Origin of the sequence: Blautia schinkii, from assembly GCF_013304825.1 — a bacterium.
Lineage (GTDB): Bacteria > Bacillota > Clostridia > Lachnospirales > Lachnospiraceae > Blautia_A > Blautia_A schinkii_B.
Genome location: NZ_JAAWUO010000025.1, coordinates 1 through 26,915 on the forward strand (window position 1 = coordinate 1; position 26,915 = coordinate 26,915).

Genomic DNA, 26,915 nt, shown 5'->3' on the forward strand with positions numbered 1-26,915 from the left:
GAAGTGTGGTAACACATGGAGCTGACTGTTACTAATCGGGTGAGGGCTTGACCAAGAAACGCAGGTTAAGAATTGATTCGAAGAGTTTGATTGACCATCAACAAACATGTATGTAGTTTTTAAGGTACAAGCCTTAAATTAAATATTCCTCCTTAGCTCAGTCGGTAGAGCATGCGGCTGTTAACCGCAGTGTCGTTGGTTCGAGTCCAACAGGGGGAGCTTTTTTTTATTTCCTGTAAACTTTATGTTTGCAGGATTTTTTTGTATATAATAAAATATAGAGTACATAAGACAATACAGATGGAGGGTTTTTATGAAGGTATTGAATTTTGGGTCATTAAATGTGGATTATGTATATCAGGTTAACAGTATTTTAATTCCGGGGGAAACACAGGCATCTACAGACAGGAAGATTTTTTGTGGAGGAAAAGGATTAAATCAGTCCATTGCACTTGCAAAGGCGCGAGTTACGGTTTATCATGCAGGAATGATCGGTGAAGGAGGAGAGATCCTTTTGGAAGCCTGCAGGGAGAATAATGTAAATACAAAATTTATACGTCAAATTTCCGGTCCATGCGGACATACTGTGATTCAGGTAGACAAAAATGGACAGAACTGCATTCTTCTCTATGGCGGAGCTAACAGAAGCATTACAAGAGAATTTGCAGATGAGGTATTAGAATATTTTGAAAAAGGAGATATTTTGCTTCTGCAGAATGAGATCAATGAACTGGATTACATTATTGAGCGAGCCAGTCAGAAAGAGATGAAGATCTTTCTTAATCCATCTCCATATAATGATAATCTGAAAAAATGTGATTTGAATAAAGTTGGTATGTTTCTGGTAAATGAGATCGAAGGTGGACAAATCACAGGAGAGAAGGAACCAGATAAGATCCTGGAGAAATTTAAAGAGATGTATCCGAAAGCATCGGTAGTTCTGACATTAGGAGGAGATGGTTCCATGTATCAGGATGAAACGGGTATCTGCAGACAGAATATTTTCAAGGTTAAAGCAGTGGACACCACAGCTGCAGGAGATACTTTTACCGGATATTTTATTGCATCTATCCTGGATGGAATGAAGCAGGCAGAGGGACTCAGAATGGCCGCAAAAGCCTCTTCCATCGCTGTATCAAGGCCGGGAGCTGCCGCATCGATTCCATTGAGGGATGAGGTTATGAAAGCGTTGGGAGAAGATCTGTAATAAAATTTTATACGTTCGAATAGTGAATACGGTATAAATATAGCCAGCAGAGGAAGCACTTTTCCTTGCTGGCTATATCTTATATATGGAAATAATTTAAAAGAATGTTCGTCTTATTTATCGGATGAAATTAGTCATGATTTTCTTCTCTGTTTCAGGAGCATCGATTCCTGCGTTTTTACCTGCTTCAATACATTTCAGAAGCCATGCCATATTATTTCCAAGTGTGCGCATGATCTGCAGGCCCTCTTCGTCCTTGCGAACATCATCCGGTGTATTGCCATGTACCATGGTCCAGTAGTTACCAGATACAACCGGCATCTGATGGTAGGTGAAGTATTTGATCAGTACGTCAAGGGTGGCAGTTGTACCTGCACGTCTTGCAGAAGCAACAGCAGCGGCTGGTTTATGGATCATATCCTTTCCGGCCATGGAAGCGAATTTATCCATGAACTCGATGATCTGTCCGGATGGGGAAGCCCAGTAAACGGGAGAGCCAACAACAAGAGCATCTGATTCTTTCATAATAGCTGCGGCTGCAGCAATATTTTCCCTGGAAGGATCACCAGCCTGGAAGATCTCAGTTTCCACACCATTCTTCTTTAAGGTTTCTGCAACTTCTGTAAGTGCTGTATAGGTGCAGCCTTCTTTGCGTGGGCTGCCGTTCAGTAATAAAACTTTCATTGTAGTCATCCTTTCATATATTATTATAGCGGCTGTCGGATTTGAATGCTGCTATACTTTCAATTATATACAGGGAAAAAATAATGTCAATGTTCGAAAAAACAGAAAAAAATTTTTTGAAGAATCATTTCTGAGAGAGAAAGGGAGCCCCTGAAAAGCTTATTTTATAAGGAGTTTTGGCATGTTTTGCAGGTTTGTAAAAAAAATTGAAATTTTTCAAAAAAATGCTTGCAATTATAAAAAAGGTATGGTATTATTTAACTCGTCGCTGAGGGAAATACGAAACAGCGAAAAACAAATAAAAAATATGGCTCCATGGTCAAGCGGTTAAGACACCGCCCTTTCACGGCGGTAACAGGGGTTCAAATCCCCTTGGAGTCACTTAAAACTAAACGGGATTTTCATTTGACTCGATTCAACATTGGGTGTTAATACGCCGATGTGGCTCAATTGGCAGAGCAGCTGATTTGTAATCAGCAGGTTATCGGTTCGAGTCCGATCATCGGCTTTTTGGACCTTTAGCTCAGTTGGTTAGAGCAACCGGCTCATAACCGGTCGGTCCTGGGTTCGAGTCCCCGAAGGTCCATTTTATAAGTTTTATATTTGTATGGCCCAGTGGCTCAGTTGGTTAGAGCGCCGCCCTGTCACGGCGGAGGTCGAGAGTTCGAGTCTCTTCTGGGTCGTTCATATTTGGGGTCTTAGCTCAGCTGGGAGAGCATCTGCCTTACAAGCAGAGGGTCATAGGTTCGAGCCCTATAGGCCCCATTTTTGAACAATTTAATTGAATATGCGGGTATGGTGGAATAGGCAGACACAAGAGACTTAAAATCTCTCGGGGGCAACTCCGTGCCGGTTCAAGTCCGGCTACCCGCAGTATAAAAAAGATTCCAAACAGGGAATCTTTTTTTATACTATATATTCCTAGTATATCAGTAGGGATATTGACAAGGACATATATAAATGATAGAATCCTGGCAGTCATAAAAACAGAGCAGAAAACGATATGTAAATATAACAGAACAAGCACAAAATATAAGGAGAAATGCAAAAATGCTGAACCAGTTTTCAAGAACAGAATTATTGATTGGAAAAGAAGGAATGGAGAAACTGAAGAATGCCAGAGTTGCTGTATTTGGAATTGGCGGCGTTGGCGGATATACAGTAGAGGCACTGGTACGAAGCGGTGTTGGAACACTGGATCTGATCGATGACGATAAAGTATGTCTGACAAATATCAATCGTCAGATTTACGCAACCAGAAAAACTGTTGGTAAATATAAGGTAGATGTTGCAAGAGACCGTATCCTTGAGATCAATCCGGATGCAGTAGTAAATATTCATAAGACTTTTTATGTACCGGAAACAGCAGATTCCTTTGATTTTTCACAGTATGATTACGTTGTAGACGCCATTGATACAGTAACAGGCAAGCTGATGCTGGCAGAGCAGGCTAAGGCCAGCGGAACACCGATCATCAGTTCCATGGGAGCCGGAAACAAGATGGATCCTACCGGCTTTATGGTGACAGATATCTATAAGACATCCGTTTGCCCTCTGGCAAAAGTTATGCGCCGTGAGTTGAAGAAACGTGGGATCAGGAAACTGAAAGTCGTTTATTCCCAGGAAAAACCTGTGACACCAATTGATGATATGGCAATTAGCTGCAAATCACATTGTATCTGTCCGCCGGGAACGGAAAGAAAATGTACTCAGCGCCGCCAGGTGCCGGGAAGCAATGCTTTTGTTCCGTCAGTGGTAGGACTGATCATTGCAGGTGAGGTTGTGAAAGATCTGATCAAGTAATCAGGAATTATAGTAATTTATGGGAGTGCGATAGTTATATATTATGATGGAAGCGGATGCTGTGCAGTTATTGTATGGTATCCGTTTTATTATGTCAGAACTGAGTTCGCGAAAGATTCTTTTTTATAGAATAGTCAGATTATTTATGATAAAATATATTCATAGATAGATCTGGTGAGAGAACAGAAGCATAACAGAGGAGAATAGTCAAAACTTGATGCATTGATTTCCGGAAATGCTGTATAAATGCTTTTGTAAATAAAAGAGAAGGGTATGTAAATTATGGGGATTGCAGAGAAATTTATTAAACAGGGACAGCTTGATCAGGAGGAATATCCGGAGCTTCTGAAGCTGTATAAGGATCAGAAGACGATAGATCTTCTTAAACAGGAAGCTGTCCGCATTCAGAAGAAATATTTTGGAAATAAAATATATACAAGAGGGTTGGTGGAATTTACCAATTACTGCAGAAATGACTGCTATTATTGTGGCATCCGCCGTTCCAATACCAATGCGGTACGTTACCGTCTGACAAAAGAGGAGATCCTTCAGTGCTGTGAAAATGGACATGAGCTGGGATTTCGAACGTTTGTACTCCAGGGAGGGGAAGATCCGTGGTTTAATGATGAACGTATGGTTGACATAATCCAAACAATAAAAAAGAATTATCCGGATTGTGCGATTACCCTGTCTATTGGTGAGAAATCGAAAGAGAGCTACCGGAAATTCCGGGAAGCAGGAGCAGACCGTTATCTTCTACGACATGAGACAGCTAATGAAGATCATTACCGTTATCTTCATCCGGAGAATCTAAGTCTTTCCAACCGGAAGCAGTGTCTTTATGATCTGAAAGAGCTGGGCTACCAGATCGGAGCTGGCTTTATGGTGGGCGCACCGGGGCAGACAATGGAAAATCTGGCAGAGGATCTTGTTTTTCTGAAAGAACTAAATCCGCATATGGTAGGGATCGGGCCTTTTATTCCCCATCATGACACAAAATTTGCAGAGGAAGAGGCGGGAAATGTGGAGCTGACGCTTTTACTGTTATCCGTGATCCGGATCATGCTGCCGAAGGTTCTTCTTCCGGCTACAACAGCACTGGGCACTCTTGACCCAAGAGGACGGGAAAAGGGCTTTCAGACAGGAGCCAATGTAGTGATGCCGAACCTTTCCCCTGTAAAAAATCGAAAACAGTATGAACTTTATGATAACAAGATATGCACAGGTGAAGAAGCTGCGGAGTGCAGAGGATGCCTTTCCAGGCGTGCAAGATCCGTAGGATATGAGATCGTCACGGATCGCGGAGATTCTCCCATGATATAGGGCGTGATGACATACCGTGTGGATTTATGCAGTTAGCATAAATTGTATACATCACAAGGAGAGTTGCTGGTCACGAGGCAAGCTGCAAATAAGTGAAGAGAATTTACTCAGCAACTCTTCCATTTTAACAAGATTTATTATAAAATATCCGTATGACCTATTGATATATTAATAACAATCTATTATGACTATAATATAATTTTGAGTGTAGATATAGGTCAGAAATAAGCGGAATTTTCCTGCAGGCGGAGTAAGCAGGAAATAAATAATGGAGTGCGTACAATATGGAAAAAACAGAAAGTGCTGTGCGGAGCAGACTTCTGGAGGCTGGAAAGGAAGAATTCAGGGACAAAGGGTTTCTGAAAGCCTCTCTTCGTGCCATCTGCAAAAAAGCAGATGTGACTACGGGAGCTTTGTATTTCTTTTTTGAAAGCAAAGCAGCTCTTTTTGAGGAGATCGTGGAGGAAACGGTCGGAGAAATGGAGCAGATAGCCGGGAAACTGACAGATTCCCAAAACGAAGAGCAGACGATATCAGAAGAATACGATCAGCTTTTTATGGAATTTGTCTGGGAAAACAGAGACATTGCGAGAATTCTCATGGAAGGTGCAGAAGGAACCAGATACGAAAATTTCTGGGAGGATACCTGCACAAAAATGGAACAGCTTCTTCAGGAGAATTTCCGGAAAAAATGCGGAAAAGAAGCAGATAATGATCTGGTACATATCCTGACCGGAATGAAGATGCAGGGCTACAGAGAACTGCTTAAGGGAAATTATTCCAGGGAAAAACTTCTGGAGCTTTCCAGAATGTTAAAGCGCTGCTCAGATCAGAGTATTCAGATTGTGGCAGAAGAAATCAGCAAAAAATGATAAAGACCTGGCAGTAAAAGCTGTCAGGCTTTTTTTCTCGGAAAACCATTGCCCAATCAATGAAAGTATGCTATGATTAACTTGGTTAGTTTAAACAAACCGATGGAGGTGTAAATAGCATGAGATCAAATGAATCATCAGAAGATTATCTGGAAACCATATTGATTTTGGGAAACAGGAGCTCGCTTGTGAGAGCGGTGGATATAGCGGCTGAGATGGGTTTTAAGAAGCCGAGCGTCAGTGTTGCCATGAAAAATCTGCGTCAGAAGAATCTGATCACAGTTGCAGATAACGGAGATATCCGTCTGACGGAGGAAGGTCATAAGATCGCAGACAAGGTATACGAACGTCATCAGCTGATCTCTTCCTGGCTGATCATGTTGGGAGTCCAGGAAAAAACAGCTCTTCACGATGCCTGCCGGATCGAGCATATCATCAGTGAAGAGAGCTTTGAGGCGCTGAAAAAGGCGGTTCACGAGCTGAGAGAGCAGGAGAATGCAGCGAAGAAAAAAGCTGTGAGTGAAGCCTGAACAGCTGAAAAAAAGACAACAGGAATTGACAACAGAAAAAATAAGAATATAATGGAAATCCAGGTTATAAAATGGAGGACACAAAAAAGATGAAATTACTTTTTATACGACATGGAGACCCGGATTATACAATAGATTCCCTGACAGAAAAGGGCTGGAAAGAAGCGGAATTTCTCTCCGAGAAGATCGCTGCACTTGATGTCAGGGATTTTTATGTCTCACCGCTTGGAAGAGCGAAGGATACTGCTTCCTGCACATTGAAAAAAACAGGCAGATCAGCGACAGAGTGTAAGTGGCTGAGAGAGTTTGATGTTCAGATCAGAAGACCGGACAGAAACGGTGAGAAGATCATTCCCTGGGACTGGCTTCCGCAGGATTGGACGAAAGTGGAGAATTTCTACAGTTTTGACCGCTGGTGGGATAATGATATTTTGCAGGAAGGTCATATGAAGGAAGAATATGACTGGGTAACACAGAGTTTTGATAAAGTGCTGGCCGAGCATGGATATGTCCGTGAAGGACATTATTACAGAGCAGAGAAAGCCAACGAAGATACGCTGGTTTTCTTCTGCCATTTTGGAGTAAGCTGTGTGCTGATCAGCTATCTTCTCAGTATTTCACCATTGGTGATGCTGCAGAATTTCTGCGCTGCACCGTCATCTGTGAGCACATTGGCAACGGAGGAACGCCGTAAAGGCATTGCATCCTTCCGTATGAGTTCTTTCGGAGATATCTCACATCTCTATGCACACCAGGAGCCCCCGGCTTTTGCCGCCAGATTCTGTGAGACATACGATAATCAGGAGCAGAGACACGACTGATTTTTGTGAAAAACAGTCCGAAGTACCGGATGAAAGGATTATTTTGGGAAATGATTACAGTTCGTTAATAAATTTTATAAATTTATTAGAAATTGTACAAATTTCTCTCACATTTATCCTGTATGATATAAACATCTTAAGAGAACAGAAGCTCTTAAGAAAAACTCTTTCCTTTCCCTAAAATATGTATGAAGATAAACCACCGTTCAGTTAGCAAGACAGAGCCGACAGAACGGTGGTTTTGAGTTACGGATAAAAGTGAGTAATTATTGGATCAAGGGCGTCTGTAGCGGTTAAAGCAGGAATAGATTTCCTGAATACGTGGCATGGCATAACCGCAGGGAATATAATTTCCTTCGGAGAAGAACGCCAGGCCTTGTTTATGGAGCTGTGTATCCAGATAAGCAACGATCTCCGGCAAAGTATGTTTTCCGTCAATGAGGTGCTCAATGGCATATTTCAGAAGCAGTGCCAGGGAAGCGGTCTGCTCGGAGTCTGTGAGCTGCTCGATATAGCGGAGGTCAACTTCTGTTTTTCCAAGAGAGAAGCTGTCTTTTCCATGAACTTTTGTTTTCAGGCGTTCCGGCTGGCCGGGGCGGCCGTGACGGGACGGTGCGGCTTTGGCTTTTGTCATGATACGATGGCTGTCAGGCATATGGAACGATGGGGGCTCGGCAGCAGAAAGCGGATATTCGCTGCAAAGCTTATGTGTGGCAGCAGTGATGTCAACAGGGCGGTAGTTATCCATCTGGATCACAGTATCTGCAATGTGGAAAAAGGCTCCGGAGCTTCCGGCAACCAGAACTGTGGAGATCCCAGCCTTTTCATACAGATCCCGGGCACATTCCAGGAATGGCGTGATGGGCTCTTTTTCCCGGCAGATCACCCGCTGCATGAAAGAATCCCGCACCATAAAATTTGTAGCAGAAGTATCTTCATCAAGAAGAAAAACTTTGCTTCCAGCTTCCATTCCTTCAATAATACCGGCAGCCTGAGAGGTGCTGCCGCTGGCATCCTCTGTGGAAAAACAGCGTGTGTCTTTTTTATTTGGAAGATCGTTGATAAAAAGTGAGATATCCACGTCTTTAATAAAACGTCCATCCTCTGAGCGCAGCTTCAGGGCAGAATCGTCCGTGATCACATATTCCCGTCCATCTCCGGAAATATGGTTGTAAACACCAAGCTCCAGAGCATTGAGAAGGGTGGATTTGCCGTGGTATCCGCCGCCTACGATCAATGTAATGCCGCATGGAATCCCCATGCCTGTGATGGTTCCTTTATGGGGCAGATCAAGAGAAATACGTAAGTGCTCCGGGGAAACAAAAGGAACGGAATCTTTCATCGGACGGGAGGAAATACCGCTCTCTCGGGGAAGTATTGCACCGTCATTTATGAAGGCTGCCAGGGAACGTCTGTGCAGTTCCTTGCGGATATATTCCTGGTCTTCAGCAAGTTCGATAGCCTGTTTCAGTCGGCCGGCATCCAGATTCCGGTAAAAAAATGCTTTGTGGATACATACCGGGAGAAAATCAAAGAAGATTTTTTCAAGCTCGGGAGAGTTGATGGTGCGGCCATTAGCCGGGAATCCGATGAAGAAACGGGCTGTGATGCCTTTTTCGGTCACTTCACAGGCTGTGCGTGCGAGGACTTCCTGACCACAGTGACTGACAGAAATCAGACCGCTTTTTCCGGAGCCTTTTGCCCGGAAGGTGTAGCGGCTGATCTGCTGCTCAAACTGGCGGTTAAGAAAATCGCCAAGTGTGATGCGGGTAAGGGTACCTTTGTAATACTCCGCAGGAAATCCGGTATCCCGGTGAGTAAGTTTCACACTGATATGAGAAGGAGAAGCAAAGGGATCTCCCTGCACATGGTCAATGGACAAAATATATCTGTCAAACTGGTAAGCACCACGAAGAGATTTGTATGCCGGATAGCTTTTTCGGTTAACAGAATGAAGCAGCGTCTGAAGCTGATCGGATGATTGCATGTTTTTTTCCTCCTGAATTTCTTAAGAATTACTATAGCGAATCATAAAGATTTTGTAAAGAATGGGAATTGCGGTGGAAATTTAAAATTGTTTGACCTATAATAGTAGACAGATTGCAGATAATATGATGAGAAACGGAAACTGTCAGATTTTTTTGCAGGCAGGATCCGCAATCTTATAGAAGAAAGGTGGACCATCAGATGGAAAGAAGAAACGCATGGCTTTCCTATAAGGAAGCAGATGAAAATGAGATGGAGAAGCTTAACAGGGCTTACAGAGAGTTTCTCAATAAAGGTAAAACAGAGCGCGAGTGCGTTACAGAGATCGTGAAGCAGGCAGAGGCAGCAGGCTACGAGGCACTTGAGGCGAAGATCTCCAGAGGAGACAAGATCCAGGCTGGCGATAAGGTTTATGCAGTTGGCATGAAGAAGATCGTAGCTTTGTTTCATGTGGGAACAGAGGAGCTTTCCAAAGGCATGAGCATTCTTTGCGCACATATTGACTCCCCGCGTCTTGATATTAAGCAGAATCCGCTTTATGAGGACACAGATCTGGCTTATCTGGATACCCATTACTATGGCGGTGTGAAGAAATACCAGTGGGTAACATTGCCGCTGGCTATGCATGGCGTTGTTGTAAAGAAAGACGGAAGTGTAGTTGACATAAGTATTGGCGAGGATGAGGACGATCCGGTTCTTTATATCACAGATCTTCTGATCCACCTTGCAGGTAAGCAGCTTCAGAAGAAGGCTGCAGAGGTGATCGAGGGTGAGAGCCTCGATATTCTCATTGGCAGCAGACCGCTTGCTGATCTTCCGGATGACAAGAAGAAAGAAGCTGTGAAACAGAATGTTCTGAAGATCTTAAATGAGAAATATGGTATTGAGGAGGAAGATTTCCTTTCAGCAGAGCTTGAGATCGTTCCGGCCGGCAAGGCGAGAGAATGCGGACTTGACAGAAGCATGATCGCAGCTTACGGACAGGATGACCGGGTTTGTGCTTACACCTCCCTTGCAGCAATGCTTGAGATGAATGAGACACCGAAGCGTACAGGATGCTGCCTGCTGGTAGATAAAGAAGAGATCGGAAGCGTTGGTGCAACCGGTATGCAGTCCAGATTTTTTGAGAACAGTGTGGCAGAGCTTCTGGATGGAATGGGCTGCTATTCTGAGCTGGCAGTGAGACGAGCACTTCGCAATTCCAGCATGCTTTCTTCGGACGTAAGTGCAGGCTATGATCCGGCGTACAGTGAGGCCTTTGAGAAAAAGAATGCAGCGTATCTTGGAAGAGGTATCGTTCTCAATAAGTTCACCGGAGCAAGAGGTAAATCCGGTTCCAACGATGCCAACGCAGAGTATGTTGCAAGAGTACGCAAGATCTTTGATGATCACGATGTTGCTTTCCAGACAGCAGAGCTTGGAAAAGTTGATTTTGGCGGTGGCGGAACCATTGCTTACATTGCCGCACTTTATGGAATGGAAGTTATTGACAGCGGTGTGGCTGTGCTGAGCATGCATTCTCCGTGGGAAGTTACAAGCAAGGCAGATGTATACGAGGCATATAAAGCGTACAAGGCATTTCTTCTTGAAGCATAAAAAATTTCTGTTCAGGATCTGAATCCATTCAGATATGTTTTTCGTTATGAATAAATGAGAGGGATTTTTCCCCGGTAATAAAACAGAGCAGCCTGTTCCCCTGCAGATACTGCTCTGTATTTTTAATCAAATAAACTGCGAAGCGGTTATTCGGTGAGAGCTACGTGACGAATGCGGATTGCGGATATCCGTTTGATATGTAAACAGCGAAAGCGGATGGCAGATATCCGCTTTACAGCTAAGAGGAGGAGACATGGAAGAAACATTGGTACGGGTGGTGGATCTGTGCAAGATCTATAATCCCGGAGAAAACGAGGTACGTGCACTGGATCATGTGAACCTTGAGATACGAAAAGGCGAGTTTGTGGCGATCATCGGACAGTCTGGTTCTGGAAAATCCACCTTTATGAACATGCTGGGATGTTTGGATGTGCCCACTTCCGGGAAATATTATCTGAATGGAACAGATGTATCTACGATGAAGGATAATGATCTTTCTGTAGTCAGGAATAAAGAAATTGGTTTTATTTTTCAGGGTTTTAACCTGATCGCGAATCTTACAGCTATTGAGAATGTAGAGCTTCCGCTGATCTACCGCGGGATCGACCGGAAAACAAGAAGGAAGCTTGCGGTGGAATCCCTGAAAAAGGTAGGACTTGAGAAACGTATGGACCATAAGCCGAGTGAAATGTCCGGAGGACAGCAGCAGAGAGTTGCTATCGCAAGGGCCATTGCTGCGAAACCTCCGGTGATCCTGGCAGATGAGCCGACTGGAAATCTGGATTCTGCCTCAAGTAGGGAGATCATGGAGATCCTTAAAGGTATGCACAGATTAGGAGAGACACTGATCCTGATCACTCATGACAATGGAATTGCAGCCCAGGCTAAAAGGGTAGTACGTATCATGGATGGAAAGATTGAGTCAGATATGCTTAATGAAGAATTTGTCGAGGAGGCATAAAGAAAGATGAAAAAGGGTAAAAAGGGTAAAAAGATCGCGATCGGTATTGTTGCAGCAGCTGTAGTGGCAGGCGGTGTTTATTTAGTGACAGGCGGCACAGGAGGAGAAGCACAGCTTCCCCAGGTTTCTGTCACAAAAGCTGAGACAGGAGATGTGGAGGAAATCGTAGATGCCACAGGTACTGTAGTCAGTGATGAGCAGAAGACTTTTTATTCACCGGTAAATGCACAGGTGAAAAAGGTGTCTTTTGCAGACGGAGATTCTGTTTCCAAAGGAACGAAGCTTGTGGAGTTTGAACTGAAGGATCTGGAGCGGGATAATCAGAAGGCAGAGCTGAATGTAAAGTCCGGCGAATATGATTATAAGAATTCCATTAATAAATCGAATCAGGCAGACCAGAAGCAGAAAGATGCGAAATCCAAGGTTGCTACTCTGGAACAGCAGGTAAAAGACAAGCAGAATTATCTTGCATCACTGAAATCACAGTTATCAGCTGTTCAGTCTCAGGCAGCGGCCGACGCACAGGCAGCAGCTCAGGCTCAGGCTGCACAGGCTGCCGCTGAGGCACAGGCGAAAGCAGACGCACAGGCTCAGGCTGAGGCGGAAAGTCAGAGAGCTTATGCAGATGCACTGAATACATATCAGACCAAGACACTTCCTGCGTACCAGAAAGAGCTTGGAGAGCTGAATACTGCTTATATCAAGGCACAGGGCGTATATAATCAGACAGATACTGCTTATCAGATGGCTTTTGCACAGTGGCAGGCAGATCCTTCTGATGAGAATGCACAGGCTCTGGATGATGCTGAGGCAGCAAGAAGCCAGGCTGAGATCAACAGCCAGCAGGCAAAAGAAGCGTATGAGGACAAAAAGGCGAACCAGCCCCAAATGCCGGAGTATGCGGATTTTGCCAGCACCGGACAGGAGGATTTTGTGACAGACGGAACAGAAGGTTCCGGACAGGATCTTACAGATCAGGCAGGCAATACTTCAGCAGCAGTAAACAGTTCCGTTGATACGTCAGGGATCGAGAATGCCATTGAGCAGGCAAGCTCCGATCTTGCTGATCTCCAGTCCGATCTTGCAGCTCAGAAATCCATTGCAGAGGCAGATTCTACAAGCCTTACCAAGGAAGAGAAAGAGAAGCTGCGTCTTACCAACAACCTGACCGAGCTGGATGCGAAGTCTGCCAAGGAGCTTGTTGCAGAGGGTAAAAAAGGAATCAAGGCCGATTTCAATGGTGTTATTTCCAAGACAGCTGTACAGCAGGGTGCGACTGTGACACAGGGAATGGAGCTTTTTACCCTGCAGAGCACAGATAAGGTCAGCGTTGATATTAATGTATCCAAATATGATTATGCAAAAGTAAAAGAAGGCCAGACTGCAGACATTACCATTGGTGATAAGAAATACACCGGAAAAGTAACCAAGATCAGTCATCTTGCAACAACAAATGAAAAAGGTTCCACACTGATCTCAGCAACTGTCAGCATTGATAAACCGGATGAAGATATTTTCCTGGGAGTTGATGCGAAGGTGAAGATCTATGCTGAGAAGGCAGAAAATGTGGTAACACTTCCGGCTGGCGTTGTAAATATCGGCAAAGATGGATCTTTCTGCTATGTTTTGAAGGATGGTGTGATCACAAGACAGGATATCACAACAGGAATCAGTTCTGAGGATGCTGTTGAGGTTACAGACGGAATCAAAGCCGGTGACGAGGTGATCGAGGATCTTGGTTCCCTGGAAGAGGGAATGACTGCCCAGGCTGCACCGGCAGACAGCAGTGATGGAACAGCAGATGCTGAGGAGACTGCCAATGAGTAATATTTATGAATATATCAAAATGGCGATCCACAATATCATGGCCAATAAGGGAAGATCTTTTCTTACCATGCTGGGTATCATTATCGGTATCGCATCGGTGATCGCCATTGTGTCCATCGGTGAAGGTACGAAGAACCAGATGAATAGCGAGATCAATGATATCGGCGGCGGACAGATCGCTGTTTACTGCAGTGACGAGGCCACTACAGCCGGAGTGTGGATAGAGCCGGAGGACATTGATGCTGTCCGGGAGCTGGAGGAAGTAGAGGGCGTTAATGTGTCTGATTCCTATTCCGGAGAAACTGTGACTGGCAAAGGAAATTTTTCCCTGTCTGTAACTGGAGAGGCCCAGGATGCCAAGCTTGTGGATAATGCAACAATGAAATACGGAAGCTATTTCGGAGCAAAAGAGGTTGAGGAAGGCAAGAATGTCTGCGTGATCTCCGATGCAGATGCGAGACGTCTTTTCGGAACGGATGATGTAGTGGGAATGACGCTGGATGTCACCTGCTATGATCTGACCAAAACTTTCCGCATCTGCGGTGTTACCACCCAGAAGGAGAACGGAACATTTGTAAGCTACAGCTATGAGGGAATGCCTGTGACTATCTATGTGCCGTATACAGCAATGGATGATTTCACAGGAAGCAGCGGAGAATTTTATCAGATCATAGTGCAGGCAGATAAGACGCTGGATTCTCAGTTGGTTGCGGATAAGATCGTGAATCTTCTTGAGCGCCGTCATCAGAGCGCAGGAGACGATTATTTCCAGGTGCAGAGCTTTCAGGATATCATGAAATCCATGAATCAGATGCTTGGCATGGTGACTGCGTTTATCTCTTTTGTTGCGGGAATTTCACTTCTGGTCGGCGGTATTGGTGTTATGAATATTATGCTGGTTTCCGTGACAGAGCGTACCAGGGAGATCGGTATCCGTAAATCTCTTGGTGCAAAAACTTCTTCAATCATGCTGCAGTTCCTGGCAGAGGCAGCGATTCTGACCATTATGGGTGGTCTGATCGGCATTGTCCTTGGTATTGCAGGTGGTTATGCGATCTGCGCGGTGATCAGCGGCAGTATGGGAATGACGATCACACCAGGAATCAGTGTGGGAACTGTTCTGGCAGCAACGTTATTCTCCTGCGCAGTGGGAGTGTTCTTTGGAATCTATCCTGCGAGAAAGGCCGCTAAATTAAGCCCGATCGAGGCACTGCGGAGAAACTAAAGAACTGTTGCTTTTGCATCAAAAATAGCAATAAAAAATATTTTTGAAAAAAAATAAAAAAACTTTCAAAAAACCCTTGACATTTTATAGGTCTTAGAGTATCATACATATTGTTGCAGCGGTGATACGAAATATCACAAAGGAAAAGCAACAAAGATGTGCGTTTAGCTCAGCTGGATAGAGCGTTTGGCTACGGACCAAAAGGTCGGGGGTTCGAATCCTCTAACGCACGTTAATAAAAAATAAGACACAGCGTTAAGCTGTGTCTTATTTTTTTTCGAGTCCGGGTCGGACTCGAACGGGTTCGATCTCCGCTCCGCTACGGTCGTTGCTAAACTCGTGCCACTGGCACGCAGCAACCTCTAACGCACGCTAATTTAAGAAGCTGGAAACCTTGAAAAATCAATGGTTTCCGGCTTTTTTTCGTTTTCAGGTTTGTGTAAAAACCTGTGACTTATCTATTTCGAGGATGTTTAATCATCAAATGCTTTTTCCATAAGCTTCAGGCTTTCTTCTGGTGTAAGTGGATTATATATGTATCTCAACGTGGTCGTAAGGCTTGCATGTCCTAAGTTTGCACGAATCTGATCGAGTGGAAGACCAGCTGCATTAAGACGGCTTATATTGTAGAAGGCCAGTTTAAAATAACGATCAATTCCGTGGAAGAAACAAAAGACCGCAATGAATACAGTGATAAAAATCCGGCAGCAGTATATGTTGTGACATATACCTATGAAAATATCGGATATGTAGATGAAGATGGCATTATGGACGGCCTGTATGTAAGTCTTGAAGATGGAATTGTGGACAGCACAGGCAAGATGGGATATTCCTATCCGGGAGATGTTACAAAGTATGCACAATCCGTACCGGTAGGTGCTTTCTGTGAAGCGCAGGCATGTATAGGTGTGGACAATCCTGGAAGCTTCAAGATTACAGAGAGTATTTCTTCCGACAAGTTTGGAAAAGATAGGGGATAATTGCTTTAACAATTCTCCTATTACCTACGTTTATATGGATGGGTTGGAGCTGCCGGAAATTTCGGATAACGCCTTTGATAGATGTGAATACCTGAGAGACATAGATCTGAACGAAAAGTGTAGCAAGCAGCAGATGCTGGACGTTCAGGCACTCGTTGATACACTGGGACTGGAGTGCCGGGTATGGCGAAACCAGAATACAGAGGTTAAACATGCATACTTTTCTGTTGAAGAGCTTCCGGATGACCCGAGTAAGTTATACCTTACCGGTTACGAAGAAGAAGCCGCGAAGGTGCGCAGGTGAAGAGAGGTACCTGTTCCATGCCGGAGGATCCGATGCCGGATATTGCTGAGATACTTAGTGCATATGGAATCTGATTTAAAGCTTAAATACAGAAATGGTCGCCAGATTGGCGACCATTTTAAAATATACTGCATCCCGTTTTACGGTCGATGAACGGAGTTTTTGCGGAGCTTTTTGGCTTCATAAAGGTCTTTGTCAGCGTGTTCGATGATCGCAGGAATATCTGTTTCCGGGCTTGGCTTGAATTCGGTGATTCCAAGAGAAACCTCCACGAGAAATGGTTTGCCGGATTCTGCATTAAAAGCAGCACATGCATCCCGGACTCGTTTGCGGAAAATATCCTGGAAGTTTTTTTCCTGACAGTTAAGGAGGATCAGGAATTCATCACCGCCAGTGCGGGCAACGATGTCCTGGCTGCGGAGACAGCCGTTAAAAATATTAGCGACACTTCGTAGGGCAAAATTGCCTGCAGGATGTCCCCACGTATCATTGATTTCTTTAAGGTGATCCAGATCAGCGCAGATAATATAGGCGCGCTGATGTTCGCTTTTGCTGCAAAAATTCTTGATCTGTTCAGTGAAACCTCTTAAGTTAAGAAGTCCTGTCAGTTCATCATATTTGGAGATTAATCCAAGTTCCCGGTTACGTTCACGGACAAGCTCAAGATCCCTGGACATTTCCTGACGACGGAGAACTTCTACTTTACTGATTTCAAGATAATGAAGAGAAAGGCCAATCTGCAGGCTTATCACATAGAAGAACGGAAATTCTTCCGGTTGGATATCGCATGCAAGAAGACCATACTGTTTTTCTCCGGAGAAGAGCAGAAATACCATAAACTGGTGACGGTCGTCATCTGCCATTAACTGACAGATGCCATTTTCAGCGTTTACAGGCTGGCGGTCATAAAGATGAAAAGCAGCTGTTTCTTCGTCTCGATAATAGGCAGCAAGCCGAAGATTTTGTGGAGATATCCATTCATCATTCTGATGATAGATGACTGGTTCATCCAGAAGAAAGAGGTAAGTACATTTGGTTCGAAGCTCACGCATGTTTTCCATTGCTGACAGAAGAAAAGCATATTCATCATCCATACAGTCATTCAGATTTCTGGCTAAGTAAGGAATAAACCAGGACTTTCTCTGAAAGTTGATCAGTTCAAGTTTCATATTTGTGATTGTGCGATTTAACTTATGAATCTGTTCAGTAAGGTTTACAGGAGTACTGCGGATTTCCGGAATTTTTTCCTGACATCCACAGGATTCTCTGACACATAGAGAAACAGGAACTCTTCGGGACAAAACTTCCCTGCCCTCCAGTTTGGCTATCAGATCATAGACAGCCATTTTTCCCATCAGGACGCCATCCTGCTGAACGGTTGTAAGAGGAGGCTCCATACCGGAAGCACGCTCGCAGTCATCAAAACCAGTAATGAGGATATCCTTGCCAACTTTAAGACCACGCTGTTCACACACGCGGTATCCGGAAAATGCCATTTCATCATTTGCAAATACGAGGGCCTGTGCATCCGGATTATCATGCAGAAGGTGCTGAACCTGGCGGTCAACAAATTCAGAGTAGTCACCCTGTGCGATCATCTGTGGAGTGACCGGCAGATTGTGTGCAGCCATTCTTTCAAGATATGTGTTTTTGCGTTCATTTGCATCAGTATTCTGAGAAGGACCCGCTACAAAAAGAATTTTTCGACAATGATGCTCATTGATCAGATGCTCCATGACCATGTGGATTCCGTTTTTGTTGTCACAGATCAGGGAATGACAGTTTGGAGAATGAACAATCTCTGTAAGAAATACTGTAGGAATCGAATTAAATTTCAATGCAAATCTTTCTGCAGTTTCATTCTTTAATTGAAGCCCAAGAGTTCCGTAGTTGATGATCAATCCGTCAAGACCACCGATAAGACTGTAATCGTGGATAGTTTTGAATTGATAATCAAAAGAATCTTTGTGAGTTCCACCTAGCAGATCTTCAAAGAAATCTTTGGTCTGTGTTCCGAGAAAGAAACACACATTAACATTTAATTCTCTGGCAGCTTCGGTAATGCCGCGGATATGTTCTTTGGGAAAATAAGTATGCACGCCACCAATAAGAATGCCGATATTGTAGCGATCAGATTTTTTCATTTTTTTTTAGACCTCCATATGCAAGTGAACAAGTTATTTTTTGTATATTATACCAATAATATATCATTAATACAAAAAAATACATATGAAAAATCCACAAAATAAAGCACAAAAAAAGGAAGAACAGCGTTGAGTTCTTCCTTTTTCGAAACATACCTGATTCTATTAAATTGCGTCCAGTGCCTGAGCGATATCTGCGTCGTGCGCCTGGCGGCGCACGTTTCTTTTATAGGAAAGACAGCCTGCGGCGTTCTCCTAAATAAAAAAATGCCCGCACGGAGGCGGGCACAACGACAAGACGTTTCTTGGATTAGAAGATATAAAAGCCTTCCTCTCCAAAATCGTCATCAAGTTCGTCATCATTTAAACTTATTCATTTTGAAGAACATACGTGAGACGACACTGGTAACAGTGAAAGAGGCAGTCGAGCAGAGTACGGTCTTCAAGAAAAAAGTCACGAAGGTTTTTATCAATAGTAAAAACACAATGGCGGTGCTAGACATTAACAAGTTTAAAAGACATGGAAGTAGTGCGTTCCATGGAATACTTGTTTCCGCAGGTAGGGCAGAAACAGCTTCCCGCAACTGGTTGATGTAGATAACCTGCAGGCGGTACATTTTGGGAACATTGACCAGTGGCTTGAAGTGAGATAAAAGGAAAGTGATTTTGAAAAAGTAAAAGTGATAAAAAAATTCTTCTATTGTTATTGTATGGAAATGAGATTGCAGAGCTTGCTTGAGCGTGGTAAAATATATAATCATATCTGTATTGAATAAAATCTGAAATTGAGTTACTTAAAAAGTGACGTTGATAAAAATCCAAAAGAGAGTAAAGAATGAATGAAATAGGATATCATGGAACCTGTTCAAAACACAAAGACAGTATAGAAAGCAATGGATTTGATCCTGCGAAATGTAACTATCGTGCTGATCATTGGTTGGGACAGGGAGTATATTTTTTTGACGATTATGAGAAAGCATTATGGTGGTCTGCAACAGCTGTTTTACATAATAACGATTTTGGAAGAGTGATTTTTAGGGCGACTATAGAAGCACCGGATGAAGAAGTATTGGATTTGGATGATAATAAACAACTGGATGCATTTTTCGCTGAGATTATCCAATGCATAGATGAAATTAAAAAAAATTGTTCTGGAAATATGCCTGTATTTGATGATAAAAATTTTCGTGCTTTTTTCTTTGATTATTATAAGCAAAAAAAGAATATCGCTGTTATTACCAGAACATTTCAGAAAGATTATGCAGGTTATACAATGCGAAGAAACAAGAAGGATAAAGAATTACAGAAGAAAATAATGAATATTACAGGCCTTGGATTTAATGAACGTCAAATTTGTGTTTCAAAAAAAGAATGTATTAAATCAACAAAACTAATATATAATGAAGAAGAAGAGGTGATTTAATGTTAGATAAAGAATTGTTCTTTTCATTGTGCGAGAAGTATAATGTTGAATTGAGTAAAACTGCTAAAACTCCTATGATAAGAGATGCAGAGGGAGTGCATGCAATTACAGAGGAAGATGTAAAACAGATTTTGACGCCGCCTCAGAAGTATTTTGATTATTCGAATAACAACATTAATACAAGTAATGTAAAGCCAGAGTTTGATTTTATGGATGATTACGCAATTGCATGCTAGGAGAAAAAATATGGAAGTCAGATCTAAATATGAAAGTGCTCTTATTTTAGACAAAATTGAAATTATAGAAAGTAGCTTTAGAAAAAAAGATGGATCGTTAGATGATCTGGAGTTAGGAGTTCAGGTTGATCATAGTCTGAATAAAATCGGTGATGATAAGTTTGAACTTATTCTTACAACTAAAGTTGCAGATCAAGATGAAAAAGTATGTGTTTGGGTAAAAGGAAGAGCAATATTCAATACTCAGCAGGAAAACATGAGTATTCTTGAAAGAAATGCTATTGCTATTCTGTTCCCATATATTAGAAGCTATATTTCTACCATAACAACTCAGCCGGGAATGGCACCTATTTTATTACCGGCAATGAATATTGTTGCGATGCTGAATGATCAAAAGAAAAATTAACATAAATGCTGTTGACATCAGTATATGGATTATAGTACTCTTAAAAAAGAAAGAAACGGGTTTGTTACCGTACGGCTATTGCCTGGGTGGGGTGCTCGTTTCTTTTTTTATAAAAAATATAGTTGTTGACCTAAAAACTGCATGCTACATAAATTTATAGATATTTATAATCAGAAATGAAGCACTTGTGCATGTGTTATTTATTACTGTTAATCTTACGGAGTGATATCAGGTGAAAGTAAGTAAATTGTGTTGACACTGACATTAGGTCAGAGTAGAATAAAAAAACAGAAAAGGAAAATTTTTGTAAAGCTGTTTGTTTGATACAAGCAGCTTTTTTCACAGAAAAAGTGAACAATAATAAAAGTACAAAACACCTGAAATATAGGTGAATCTATCAGGAGGAAAAAACAATGCCAGGATATCTGATCAAAGATACAACAAAAGAAGAACGTAAACAGATCGTAGAGGAATCTCTTGGAAATATTTCCGCAAACTGTGATGGCTGTATGGCGAGACTTGTGGATATGTATCAGGATTATATTGATGGAAAGAAAGAGATACGTGAGATCAATATGGAGTTTAATGCCAGGTATGTCCGTGGAGATATGGATAAAGAGGAAAAAAGAAGCTGTCCGATGTAGAGGAGTAAAAACAACATGATAAGACTGATCGCAACAGACGTAGACGGAACTCTGGTAAAAGACGGGACAATGACCATCAATCCGGAATATATGACAGTGATCCGGAAACTGACCGAGCTTGGGATCACCTTTGTGGTGTGTTCGGGGCGGCAGTATGACAGTGAGAGAAAGCTGTTTGAGCCGGTGCAGGATCTGGTGTATTTTGTGTCGGATGGCGGTACAGTGATCCGGAAGAATGACAAGATCCTGAAGGTACATACACTTCCGGATGAGACCTGGAAACGCATGCACCGTATGGTAAAAGAAAAAATGCCGGAATGTGACTGCTTTATTGCCACACCGGAGTGCTGCTATGCGGAGAATGAAAATGGGAGGATGTTCCGGTGGCTGCGGGATTCCTATGGCTATGATATGAGAAAAGTGGACGATCTTTCTTCTCTTCAGGGAAAACAGGTTCTGAAATTTTCTGTTTATCATCAGGAACGGTGCGAGGAGCTTTGTGCACCGTATTTTACACCGGCATGGAGGGATAAAGTAACACTGGCTGCGGCCGGAAAAGAATGGATGGACAGTACCCCGCCGGAAGGCGAAAAAAGTACAGCTGTAGAGTTTATCCAGCAGTGCCAGGGGATTTCTCCGGAGGAAACCTGTACATTTGGAGATAACCTCAATGATATCGCAATGCTCCGGAAAGCAGGAATGAGCTATGCGGTAGCCAATGCCAGAGAGGAAGTGCAGGCAGCAGCCAGGAATGTATGCCCGTCGTACAGTGAAGATGGGGTTTTACAGATTCTGAAAGGGATTGTTTCTGAAAGCGGAAAATGATAAAGGTATATATAATATGTACCTTCAGTAAATAAAAGAGTAAATAAAAGTCACCGGCCAGGGGTTGACTTTTGAAAACAATTCTGTTAAATTGAAAAAATGAAAATTTTAATTCCATGAGGGAGTAGTTCGCACGTAAGTGTGATTTGTCAACAGACCCGGTTTTTTCTGAAAAACCTGGCAAATCTTAAAGAATGAGACTCATGTATGTTTTGTTGTATTTTTTATAGCAGGGCATACATGGGTCTTTTTTATATCGAAACAGAATGCCAGAAAGATATTTTTTCGCAGGGCAGGAGGCGAATCCGCAGGTCATGGAAAATGAAAAAAGAAAGTGAGAAGAAGAAAAATGGAAAATCTGGTAAACAGTTCACCGCTGATCCTTGTGTTGGTTTTTCTTGTGATCGGCTTTGCTTTCCTTATGAAGGGGGCGGATTTCTTTGTGGAAGGAAGCTCCAGCATAGCAAAGAGGCTTAAGGTGCCGCCGATTATCATCGGCCTCACTATCGTGGCAATGGGAACATCTCTTCCGGAAACTGCAGTCAGTGTCACTGCATCACTGGTCAATAATAATGAACTTGCGGTCAGCAATGTAGTAGGTTCCAATATTTTTAACCTGATGGTGGTTGTTGGAGTCTGTTCCATCCTGACACCGATCCTGGTGCAGAAGGAAACTATTAATAGAGATATTCCTTTTTCAATGATCTGTGCGCTTCTTCTTCTGGGACTTGGAATCCTGGCAGTGGGAGATAAGAGTGGAATGAGACTTGGGCATCTGGATGGAATGATACTCCTGGGATTTTTTGCAGGCTATATTGTGGCTATGATCCGAAGTGCCATGAAGGCCAGAACAGCAGGAAAAAATGCGGACATGGAAGGAATTGAAGAGCTGGAAGAAGAAATCGGCATCCTTTCCTGGCCGAAGAGTATCCTCTTTATTGTGGGAGGTGCACTTGCCATTGCTTTTGGCGGAGATCTTACCGTAGATGCTGCCAGCCGCATCGCCATTGATCTTGGAATGAGCCAGACACTGGTGGGACTTACTATTGTTTCCATCGGAACATCCCTTCCGGAGCTGGTAACTTCCGTGGTTGCAGCCAGAAAGAACGAAGTGGATATGGCAGTGGGAAATGCGGTAGGCTCCAACATTTTCAATATTCTGATGGTTCTCGGAGTTGCATCTGCCATCAATCCGGTGGCACTGATCCGGGAGAATATTATTGATATTGTGATTCTGATTGTATTTTCTCTGATTGTGTGGATCTATGCGGCGACAAAGCAGAGGATCAGCCGAAAGGAGGGAATTTCCATGGTGTGCCTGTATCTGATCTATGCAGGGTATATTATATGGAGATAATAAAATGAACAAAAAAATCCTGGAAGTCTGTGTGGATTCTGTGGAATCTGCACTTGCAGCAGAAAGAGGTGGAGCAGATCGCCTGGAACTTTGTCAGAATCTGGTGATCGGAGGAACGACACCCAGCTGCAAATTATTTGAAACGATCCGGAAATACAGCAAAATTCCGATCCATGTTTTGTTGAGACCGCGGTTCGGAGATTTCTGCTATACACAATTTGAGTTTGAAATGCTTTGTGCGGAAGCAGCAATGTACCGGGAACTGGGAGCAGAAGGTGTGGTGATCGGCATGCTTTTGCCGGATGGAACTCTGGATATCCAACGTATGGAAAAATTAATGGAAACGACAGAAGGGATGTCTGTTACACTTCACAGGGCATTTGATGTGTGCAGAGATCCGAAAACGGCACTGGAGCAGGCAGTAAAGCTGGGTATCCATACCATTCTTACATCCGGGCAGCAGAACAGTGCGTTAAAAGGAGCTGTATTATTAAAAGAACTAAAAGAGCAGGCAGCTGGAAGGATTCAGATTCAGGCAGGTGGAGGAATCTGTGCAGAAGCAATCAGAGAACTTTATCCTCTCAGCGGAGTAACTGCATATCATATGTCTGGAAAAACAGAACTGGACAGCAGGATGGAATATCGGAAGGACGGCGTTAATATGGGGCTGTCTTCTTTAAGTGAATATACCATTTACCAGACCAGTGAGAAAGCTGTGCAGGCGGCAAAGGCGGAACTGGATAAAATTTAATTTTCACGGTGCTCCTTCCTGTATTCTCCGGGGGTCATCCCATATGTCTTTTTAAATAATCTCATAAAATGCTCCGGATTTTCATATCCGGTAAGCTCACAGATGGAGCTGATACTGAGAGAGGTTTCCCGCAATGCACGGCTGGCCTGGCTGAGCTTCAGCTCTTTTATAATAGTAAGAAAAGTGCGGCCTGTACCTTCCCTGATAAGTGTGCTGAAATGGGAGGTGCTGTATCCGAAATGTGCAGCAGTGTCATGGAGTGTGGCTGTACGGTAATTCTGGCTGAGATAATTCAGAATCTCCGGAATACTGCTGTTGCCGGAAGATTTTGTGAGAATGGATTCAATATCATTCTCATGATAGCGCAAAAGCTGGGCCCACAGCATCATCAGCTGAGCATTCAGGAATGCAGAGCGGTATCTGGCATGAAGCATGTATTCAATATAAAGGTCTTCCAGTGTGGAGAGGATATGTGCGTCTTCTCCTGTATGAAAGATCAGGAAGTTCCCCTCCGTTTTCTGGTAGAGCACATGGGAAAAAAATTTCGCAAGTGCGCTGTCAGCGGCAAGTGACTGGAAGAAAGTACTCTGGAAAGTAGATGCCCGCACAATAATATTAAAGGCAAGGCTGTCATCAAAAATTCCCAGGCTATGCTGGGTATTAGGTGGGATAATGCAAATATCACCCGTATGCAGAGTATGATGGATTCCCTGGATCTGGTTGCTCACAGTGCCATCATAAATGCAGAGGATCTCAAAAAAATCATGCTTGTGGGTAAACTCCGGAGTATAGCGGTAATGCTTGCTGATAATGATATTCTCTGGAATGTTTGCGAACATATCGTTCTCACCAAGATAAGGAAACCATGGTTCCTGACGAAGCTCCGGGACATACAGCCGTTGGTCACGGATGTAATCCGGGTCCAGGCTGTGAAGATATTCCTGGAAGGTTTCCGGGTGTTCTTTTTTCTGAAGATAAATATTTCGGTAAAAAATCTCATCTTCTGTGTATTCTGAGAGATACTGATGAAAATCTGATTTGGAGATCTGCATGGATGTTCCTTTCCAGATAAGTAATTTGGTGAAAATCAGTTTTTTTTCAGTATATCATAGATTGCAGAACGCAGAAAGAACGAAAAAAATATCAGTTCTTTTCCGAAAAAAACGCACTTGTATAATATGACAGAAATATTAAGATAGAGAATAGAACAGAAAGATCCTGAAGTGATGAAAGATCATAAAATAATATTACATATCTGAGAGGAGAAATAACATGGCAGAAGTAAGCATTGATTTAAACATGGTACGTGTATCCAACGAAGATTTCCTGAAAAAAGCCGCAGATTGTGCACCGCAGTTAAAAGAAACTCTGGTGCGTCCGGTTGAAGTTGTGGATATTCGTGAAACGGACGGTGTATATCCTGAGGTTCTTCACAGAGATTCTGTGGATAACATGCAGAATTATCATATGAAAAAAGGTGATAAGCTCTGCCTGGATTTCGGGGATCATCAGGTTGGATATGTGACACTGAAGCTTGCTTCTGTTGGAAGCCCTCAGGATGCACCGGCATTTTTTAAACTGAAATTCGGCGAGATCGCAAAGGAAATGACTGAGAAATCTGAAGAGTATGACGGATGGATCAGCCGCGGATGGATTCAGGAGGAGTGGTTCCATATCGATGTACTTCCTGCAACACTGGTACTTCCGAGAAGATATGCGTTCCGCTATCTTGAGATTGAGACGATTGATACATCCATGAAATGGCAGCTGGTAGTAGAGGATGTTGTATGCCGCAGCGTCTCTTCTGTCAGCCTGGATGATGTGAAACCGGTTGAGACTGAGGATGAGATGGTGAAGAAACTTGACCGTGTCAGCCTTCGTACACTTAAGAACTGTATGCAGGATGTTTTTGAGGATGGACCTAAGCGAGACCGCCGTCTGTGGCTTGGAGATTTAAGACTGCAGGCTCTGGCAAACTATGAAACCTTCAAAAACTATGACCTTGTAAAACGCTGCCTGTATCTTTTTGCAGGACAGACAAAGGACAATGGTCAGGTAAGTGCCTGCCTGTTTACAGAGCCGGAAGTGATCGCAGATGATACATTCCTTCTGGATTATTCCATGTTCTTCGGAGCAGCACTTTATGATTATTATCAGGCATCCGGCGATATGGAAACTTTGAAGGATCTGAGCAAATGTGCATATCGTCAGATGGAAGTTGCAGCAGAGCAGTTCAATGAGAAGCATATCCTGAAAGATCAGGAAGGCTTCTGGGGATTTATCGACTGGACAGAGGGACTGGATAAACAGTGTGGTGTCCAGGGTGTTTACATCTATTGTGCAAAACGTGTTCAGAAGATCGCAGAGGTTCTTGGAGATGCAGCTGAGGCAGAGAAAATGTCTGAGGAGATCCGTCTGAAAACAGAGGCTGCCTGGAAATATCTTTATGATGAGAAAGCAGGACTTTTTGTAAGCGGAAAAGAGCGTCAGATCAACTATGCAAACCAGGTATGGATGATCCTTGCAGAGGTTGCTGATGTGAAAACATGCGGAGAGATCCTTGATCGGGTGATTGCCATGAAACCGGAGAAGGGTATGGTTTCCCCGTATATGAACCACCATTTTGTAGAGGCTCTTCTGCTCACTGGCAAAAAAGAGCAGGCTATGGACTATATGAAATACTACTGGGGCGGAATGATCGGACACGGAGCAGATACCTTCTGGGAGCTTTACAATCCGGAAAATCCTGCTGAGTCACCGTATGGTTCCAGTATTGTAAACAGCTACTGCCACGCATGGAGCTGCACACCGACATATCTGCTGAGAAAATATTTCTGAGAATTATTTGAATGTTCAGTTTACATAATTTAACCAAATAAACTTAAGAAAATTGAAATAAAAGAACCAGCCTGTATTAATGCTATATAAGTAACGCATTGATACAGGCTGGTTTTATTGTGTGACAGTAAAAATAAACCCCCTGCTATGCAGGGGGAGGGAAGATCTTTAG

At 43.1% G+C, this 26,915-nt stretch carries 24 protein-coding genes, 8 tRNA genes and 1 pseudogene; 28 read left to right on the forward strand and 5 right to left on the reverse strand.

Going from position 1 to position 26,915, the window contains the following annotated elements; all coding sequences use genetic code 11:
* The first annotated feature begins 146 nt into the window (after positions 1–146).
* Together HFM85_RS15120 and HFM85_RS15125 are read left to right on the forward strand one after the other, a co-directional pair.
* Positions 147–219 (forward strand) — tRNA-Asn (locus HFM85_RS15120).
* 94 nt (positions 220–313) lie between these two features.
* A complete protein-coding gene (locus HFM85_RS15125; protein ID WP_173739077.1) occupies positions 314–1,207 on the forward strand; it encodes a ribokinase in 894 nt (297 codons plus the stop codon).
* Between the two features lie 117 nt (positions 1,208–1,324).
* Here the strand turns inward: HFM85_RS15125 and HFM85_RS15130 are convergent, their stop codons facing one another.
* A complete protein-coding gene (locus tag HFM85_RS15130) occupies positions 1,325–1,891 on the reverse strand; it encodes a flavodoxin family protein (protein ID WP_173739078.1) in 567 nt (188 codons plus the stop codon).
* 309 nt (positions 1,892–2,200) lie between these two features.
* On the opposite strand from HFM85_RS15130, the gene HFM85_RS15135 reads away from it, so the two are divergent.
* The 11 genes from HFM85_RS15135 (at position 2,201) to HFM85_RS15185 (ending at position 7,240) form a co-directional block, all read left to right on the forward strand.
* Positions 2,201–2,272: transfer RNA gene (locus tag HFM85_RS15135), tRNA-Glu, on the forward strand.
* Positions 2,273–2,326: 54 nt separating this feature from the next.
* Positions 2,327–2,399 (forward strand) — tRNA-Thr (locus tag HFM85_RS15140).
* A gap of 4 nt (positions 2,400–2,403) precedes the next feature.
* Positions 2,404–2,477, forward strand: a tRNA-Ile gene (locus HFM85_RS15145).
* Positions 2,478–2,500: 23 nt separating this feature from the next.
* Positions 2,501–2,574 (forward strand) — tRNA-Asp (locus HFM85_RS15150).
* Between the two features lie 9 nt (positions 2,575–2,583).
* Positions 2,584–2,656 (forward strand) — tRNA-Val (locus HFM85_RS15155).
* A gap of 24 nt (positions 2,657–2,680) precedes the next feature.
* A tRNA-Leu gene (locus HFM85_RS15160) sits at positions 2,681–2,764 on the forward strand.
* Between the two features lie 177 nt (positions 2,765–2,941).
* Complete coding sequence (locus HFM85_RS15165) at positions 2,942–3,694, forward strand: tRNA threonylcarbamoyladenosine dehydratase (protein ID WP_173739079.1); 753 nt, start codon at positions 2,942–2,944, stop codon at positions 3,692–3,694.
* Between the two features lie 282 nt (positions 3,695–3,976).
* Entirely contained in the window at positions 3,977–5,017 is a 1,041-nt protein-coding gene (gene hydE / locus HFM85_RS15170; RefSeq protein WP_173739080.1) for a [FeFe] hydrogenase H-cluster radical SAM maturase HydE, read from the forward strand.
* A gap of 284 nt (positions 5,018–5,301) precedes the next feature.
* Positions 5,302–5,889: a TetR/AcrR family transcriptional regulator gene (locus tag HFM85_RS15175; protein ID WP_173739081.1), complete on the forward strand. Its 588-nt coding sequence runs from the start codon at positions 5,302–5,304 to the stop codon at positions 5,887–5,889.
* A 119-nt stretch (positions 5,890–6,008) separates the two neighbouring features.
* Positions 6,009–6,419, forward strand: a complete 411-nt coding sequence (locus HFM85_RS15180; RefSeq protein ID WP_173739082.1) for a metal-dependent transcriptional regulator — start codon at positions 6,009–6,011, stop codon at positions 6,417–6,419.
* Between the two features lie 89 nt (positions 6,420–6,508).
* Positions 6,509–7,240, forward strand: a complete 732-nt coding sequence (locus HFM85_RS15185; RefSeq protein ID WP_173739083.1) for a histidine phosphatase family protein — start codon at positions 6,509–6,511, stop codon at positions 7,238–7,240.
* Between the two features lie 274 nt (positions 7,241–7,514).
* Here HFM85_RS15185 and HFM85_RS15190 read toward each other — a convergent pair whose 3' ends face one another.
* A complete protein-coding gene (locus HFM85_RS15190; RefSeq protein WP_173739084.1) occupies positions 7,515–9,227 on the reverse strand; it encodes an ABC-ATPase domain-containing protein in 1,713 nt (570 codons plus the stop codon).
* Between the two features lie 200 nt (positions 9,228–9,427).
* On the opposite strand from HFM85_RS15190, the gene HFM85_RS15195 reads away from it, so the two are divergent.
* The 7 genes from HFM85_RS15195 (at position 9,428) to HFM85_RS15225 (ending at position 16,119) form a co-directional block, all read left to right on the forward strand.
* Complete coding sequence (locus HFM85_RS15195) at positions 9,428–10,822, forward strand: aminopeptidase (protein ID WP_119239194.1); 1,395 nt, start codon at positions 9,428–9,430, stop codon at positions 10,820–10,822.
* Between the two features lie 253 nt (positions 10,823–11,075).
* A complete protein-coding gene (locus HFM85_RS15200; protein ID WP_173739085.1) occupies positions 11,076–11,783 on the forward strand; it encodes an ABC transporter ATP-binding protein in 708 nt (235 codons plus the stop codon).
* Positions 11,784–11,789: 6 nt separating this feature from the next.
* Positions 11,790–13,610: an efflux RND transporter periplasmic adaptor subunit gene (locus HFM85_RS15205; RefSeq protein ID WP_173739086.1), complete on the forward strand. Its 1,821-nt coding sequence runs from the start codon at positions 11,790–11,792 to the stop codon at positions 13,608–13,610.
* Positions 13,603–14,835: an ABC transporter permease gene (locus tag HFM85_RS15210; protein WP_173739087.1), complete on the forward strand. Its 1,233-nt coding sequence runs from the start codon at positions 13,603–13,605 to the stop codon at positions 14,833–14,835. The genes HFM85_RS15205 and HFM85_RS15210 overlap by 8 nt, the downstream gene beginning before the upstream one ends.
* Before the next feature lie 158 nt (positions 14,836–14,993).
* Positions 14,994–15,067: transfer RNA gene (locus tag HFM85_RS15215), tRNA-Arg, on the forward strand.
* Positions 15,068–15,494: 427 nt separating this feature from the next.
* Positions 15,495–15,815 carry a hypothetical protein gene (locus tag HFM85_RS15220; RefSeq protein ID WP_173739088.1) on the forward strand — a complete coding sequence of 107 codons (321 nt, stop codon included), beginning with the start codon at positions 15,495–15,497 and terminating at the stop codon, positions 15,813–15,815.
* The gene (locus HFM85_RS15225) at positions 15,742–16,119 is read left to right on the forward strand and encodes a leucine-rich repeat protein (protein ID WP_173739089.1); all 378 of its coding nucleotides are present in this window, start codon (positions 15,742–15,744) and stop codon (positions 16,117–16,119) included. The genes HFM85_RS15220 and HFM85_RS15225 overlap by 74 nt, the downstream gene beginning before the upstream one ends.
* 140 nt (positions 16,120–16,259) lie before the next feature.
* Here the strand turns inward: HFM85_RS15225 and HFM85_RS15230 are convergent, their stop codons facing one another.
* Positions 16,260–18,263 carry a diguanylate cyclase domain-containing protein gene (locus HFM85_RS15230; RefSeq protein WP_173739090.1) on the reverse strand — a complete coding sequence of 668 codons (2,004 nt, stop codon included), beginning with the start codon at positions 18,261–18,263 and terminating at the stop codon, positions 16,260–16,262.
* Positions 18,264–18,631: 368 nt separating this feature from the next.
* A pseudogene (locus tag HFM85_RS16865) lies at positions 18,632–18,839 on the reverse strand (transposase zinc-binding domain-containing protein); the annotation flags it as partial.
* Between the two features lie 259 nt (positions 18,840–19,098).
* Between HFM85_RS16865 and HFM85_RS15235 the strand changes: the two are divergent.
* From HFM85_RS15235 to HFM85_RS15265, 7 genes are all read left to right on the forward strand, one after another.
* Complete coding sequence (locus tag HFM85_RS15235) at positions 19,099–19,686, forward strand: poly(ADP-ribose) polymerase family protein (protein WP_173739091.1); 588 nt, start codon at positions 19,099–19,101, stop codon at positions 19,684–19,686.
* On the forward strand, positions 19,686–19,922 hold the full coding sequence (locus HFM85_RS15240; protein ID WP_173739092.1) for a hypothetical protein: 237 nt from the start codon (positions 19,686–19,688) through the stop codon (positions 19,920–19,922). Before HFM85_RS15235 ends, HFM85_RS15240 begins: the two co-directional genes overlap by 1 nt.
* A gap of 10 nt (positions 19,923–19,932) precedes the next feature.
* Positions 19,933–20,328, forward strand: coding sequence for a protein-export chaperone SecB (locus tag HFM85_RS15245; RefSeq protein WP_015543171.1), 396 nt, complete (start codon positions 19,933–19,935; stop codon positions 20,326–20,328).
* A 413-nt stretch (positions 20,329–20,741) separates the two neighbouring features.
* Positions 20,742–20,972, forward strand: a complete 231-nt coding sequence (locus HFM85_RS15250) for a purine biosynthesis protein PurH (RefSeq protein ID WP_173739093.1) — start codon at positions 20,742–20,744, stop codon at positions 20,970–20,972.
* A 15-nt stretch (positions 20,973–20,987) separates the two neighbouring features.
* Entirely contained in the window at positions 20,988–21,797 is an 810-nt protein-coding gene (locus HFM85_RS15255) for a Cof-type HAD-IIB family hydrolase (RefSeq protein WP_119239190.1), read from the forward strand.
* A 349-nt stretch (positions 21,798–22,146) separates the two neighbouring features.
* Positions 22,147–23,154 carry a calcium/sodium antiporter gene (locus HFM85_RS15260; RefSeq protein ID WP_173739094.1) on the forward strand — a complete coding sequence of 336 codons (1,008 nt, stop codon included), beginning with the start codon at positions 22,147–22,149 and terminating at the stop codon, positions 23,152–23,154.
* A gap of 4 nt (positions 23,155–23,158) precedes the next feature.
* Positions 23,159–23,905, forward strand: a complete 747-nt coding sequence (locus HFM85_RS15265; RefSeq protein ID WP_173739095.1) for a copper homeostasis protein CutC — start codon at positions 23,159–23,161, stop codon at positions 23,903–23,905.
* Here the strand turns inward: HFM85_RS15265 and HFM85_RS15270 are convergent.
* Positions 23,902–24,957 carry an AraC family transcriptional regulator gene (locus HFM85_RS15270; protein WP_173739096.1) on the reverse strand — a complete coding sequence of 352 codons (1,056 nt, stop codon included), beginning with the start codon at positions 24,955–24,957 and terminating at the stop codon, positions 23,902–23,904. The two genes, HFM85_RS15265 and HFM85_RS15270, sit on opposite strands and share 4 nt — an antisense overlap.
* 220 nt (positions 24,958–25,177) lie before the next feature.
* Between HFM85_RS15270 and HFM85_RS15275 the strand changes: the two genes are divergently transcribed.
* Complete coding sequence (locus tag HFM85_RS15275) at positions 25,178–26,743, forward strand: alpha-L-rhamnosidase-related protein (protein WP_173739097.1); 1,566 nt, start codon at positions 25,178–25,180, stop codon at positions 26,741–26,743.
* Positions 26,744–26,915: the final 172 nt, after the last annotated feature.

Coding starts and splice junctions, on each gene's coding strand:
- HFM85_RS15230 (WP_173739090.1), bottom strand. CDS start 18,263: ATGAAAAAATCTGATCGCTACAATATCGGCATTCTTATTGGTGGCGTG.
- hydE (WP_173739080.1), top strand. CDS start 3,977: ATGGGGATTGCAGAGAAATTTATTAAACAGGGACAGCTTGATCAGGAG.
- HFM85_RS15165 (WP_173739079.1), top strand. CDS start 2,942: ATGCTGAACCAGTTTTCAAGAACAGAATTATTGATTGGAAAAGAAGGA.
- HFM85_RS15275 (WP_173739097.1), top strand. CDS start 25,178: ATGGCAGAAGTAAGCATTGATTTAAACATGGTACGTGTATCCAACGAA.
- HFM85_RS15260 (WP_173739094.1), top strand. CDS start 22,147: ATGGAAAATCTGGTAAACAGTTCACCGCTGATCCTTGTGTTGGTTTTT.
- HFM85_RS15270 (WP_173739096.1), bottom strand. CDS start 24,957: ATGCAGATCTCCAAATCAGATTTTCATCAGTATCTCTCAGAATACACA.
- HFM85_RS15235 (WP_173739091.1), top strand. CDS start 19,099: ATGAATGAAATAGGATATCATGGAACCTGTTCAAAACACAAAGACAGT.
- HFM85_RS15250 (WP_173739093.1), top strand. CDS start 20,742: ATGCCAGGATATCTGATCAAAGATACAACAAAAGAAGAACGTAAACAG.
- HFM85_RS15205 (WP_173739086.1), top strand. CDS start 11,790: ATGAAAAAGGGTAAAAAGGGTAAAAAGATCGCGATCGGTATTGTTGCA.
- HFM85_RS15265 (WP_173739095.1), top strand. CDS start 23,159: ATGAACAAAAAAATCCTGGAAGTCTGTGTGGATTCTGTGGAATCTGCA.
- HFM85_RS15190 (WP_173739084.1), bottom strand. CDS start 9,227: ATGCAATCATCCGATCAGCTTCAGACGCTGCTTCATTCTGTTAACCGA.
- HFM85_RS15125 (WP_173739077.1), top strand. CDS start 314: ATGAAGGTATTGAATTTTGGGTCATTAAATGTGGATTATGTATATCAG.
- HFM85_RS15130 (WP_173739078.1), bottom strand. CDS start 1,891: ATGAAAGTTTTATTACTGAACGGCAGCCCACGCAAAGAAGGCTGCACC.
- HFM85_RS15180 (WP_173739082.1), top strand. CDS start 6,009: ATGAGATCAAATGAATCATCAGAAGATTATCTGGAAACCATATTGATT.
- HFM85_RS15210 (WP_173739087.1), top strand. CDS start 13,603: ATGAGTAATATTTATGAATATATCAAAATGGCGATCCACAATATCATG.
- HFM85_RS15195 (WP_119239194.1), top strand. CDS start 9,428: ATGGAAAGAAGAAACGCATGGCTTTCCTATAAGGAAGCAGATGAAAAT.
- HFM85_RS15175 (WP_173739081.1), top strand. CDS start 5,302: ATGGAAAAAACAGAAAGTGCTGTGCGGAGCAGACTTCTGGAGGCTGGA.
- HFM85_RS15255 (WP_119239190.1), top strand. CDS start 20,988: ATGATAAGACTGATCGCAACAGACGTAGACGGAACTCTGGTAAAAGAC.
- HFM85_RS15185 (WP_173739083.1), top strand. CDS start 6,509: ATGAAATTACTTTTTATACGACATGGAGACCCGGATTATACAATAGAT.
- HFM85_RS15200 (WP_173739085.1), top strand. CDS start 11,076: ATGGAAGAAACATTGGTACGGGTGGTGGATCTGTGCAAGATCTATAAT.
- HFM85_RS15240 (WP_173739092.1), top strand. CDS start 19,686: ATGTTAGATAAAGAATTGTTCTTTTCATTGTGCGAGAAGTATAATGTT.
- HFM85_RS15245 (WP_015543171.1), top strand. CDS start 19,933: ATGGAAGTCAGATCTAAATATGAAAGTGCTCTTATTTTAGACAAAATT.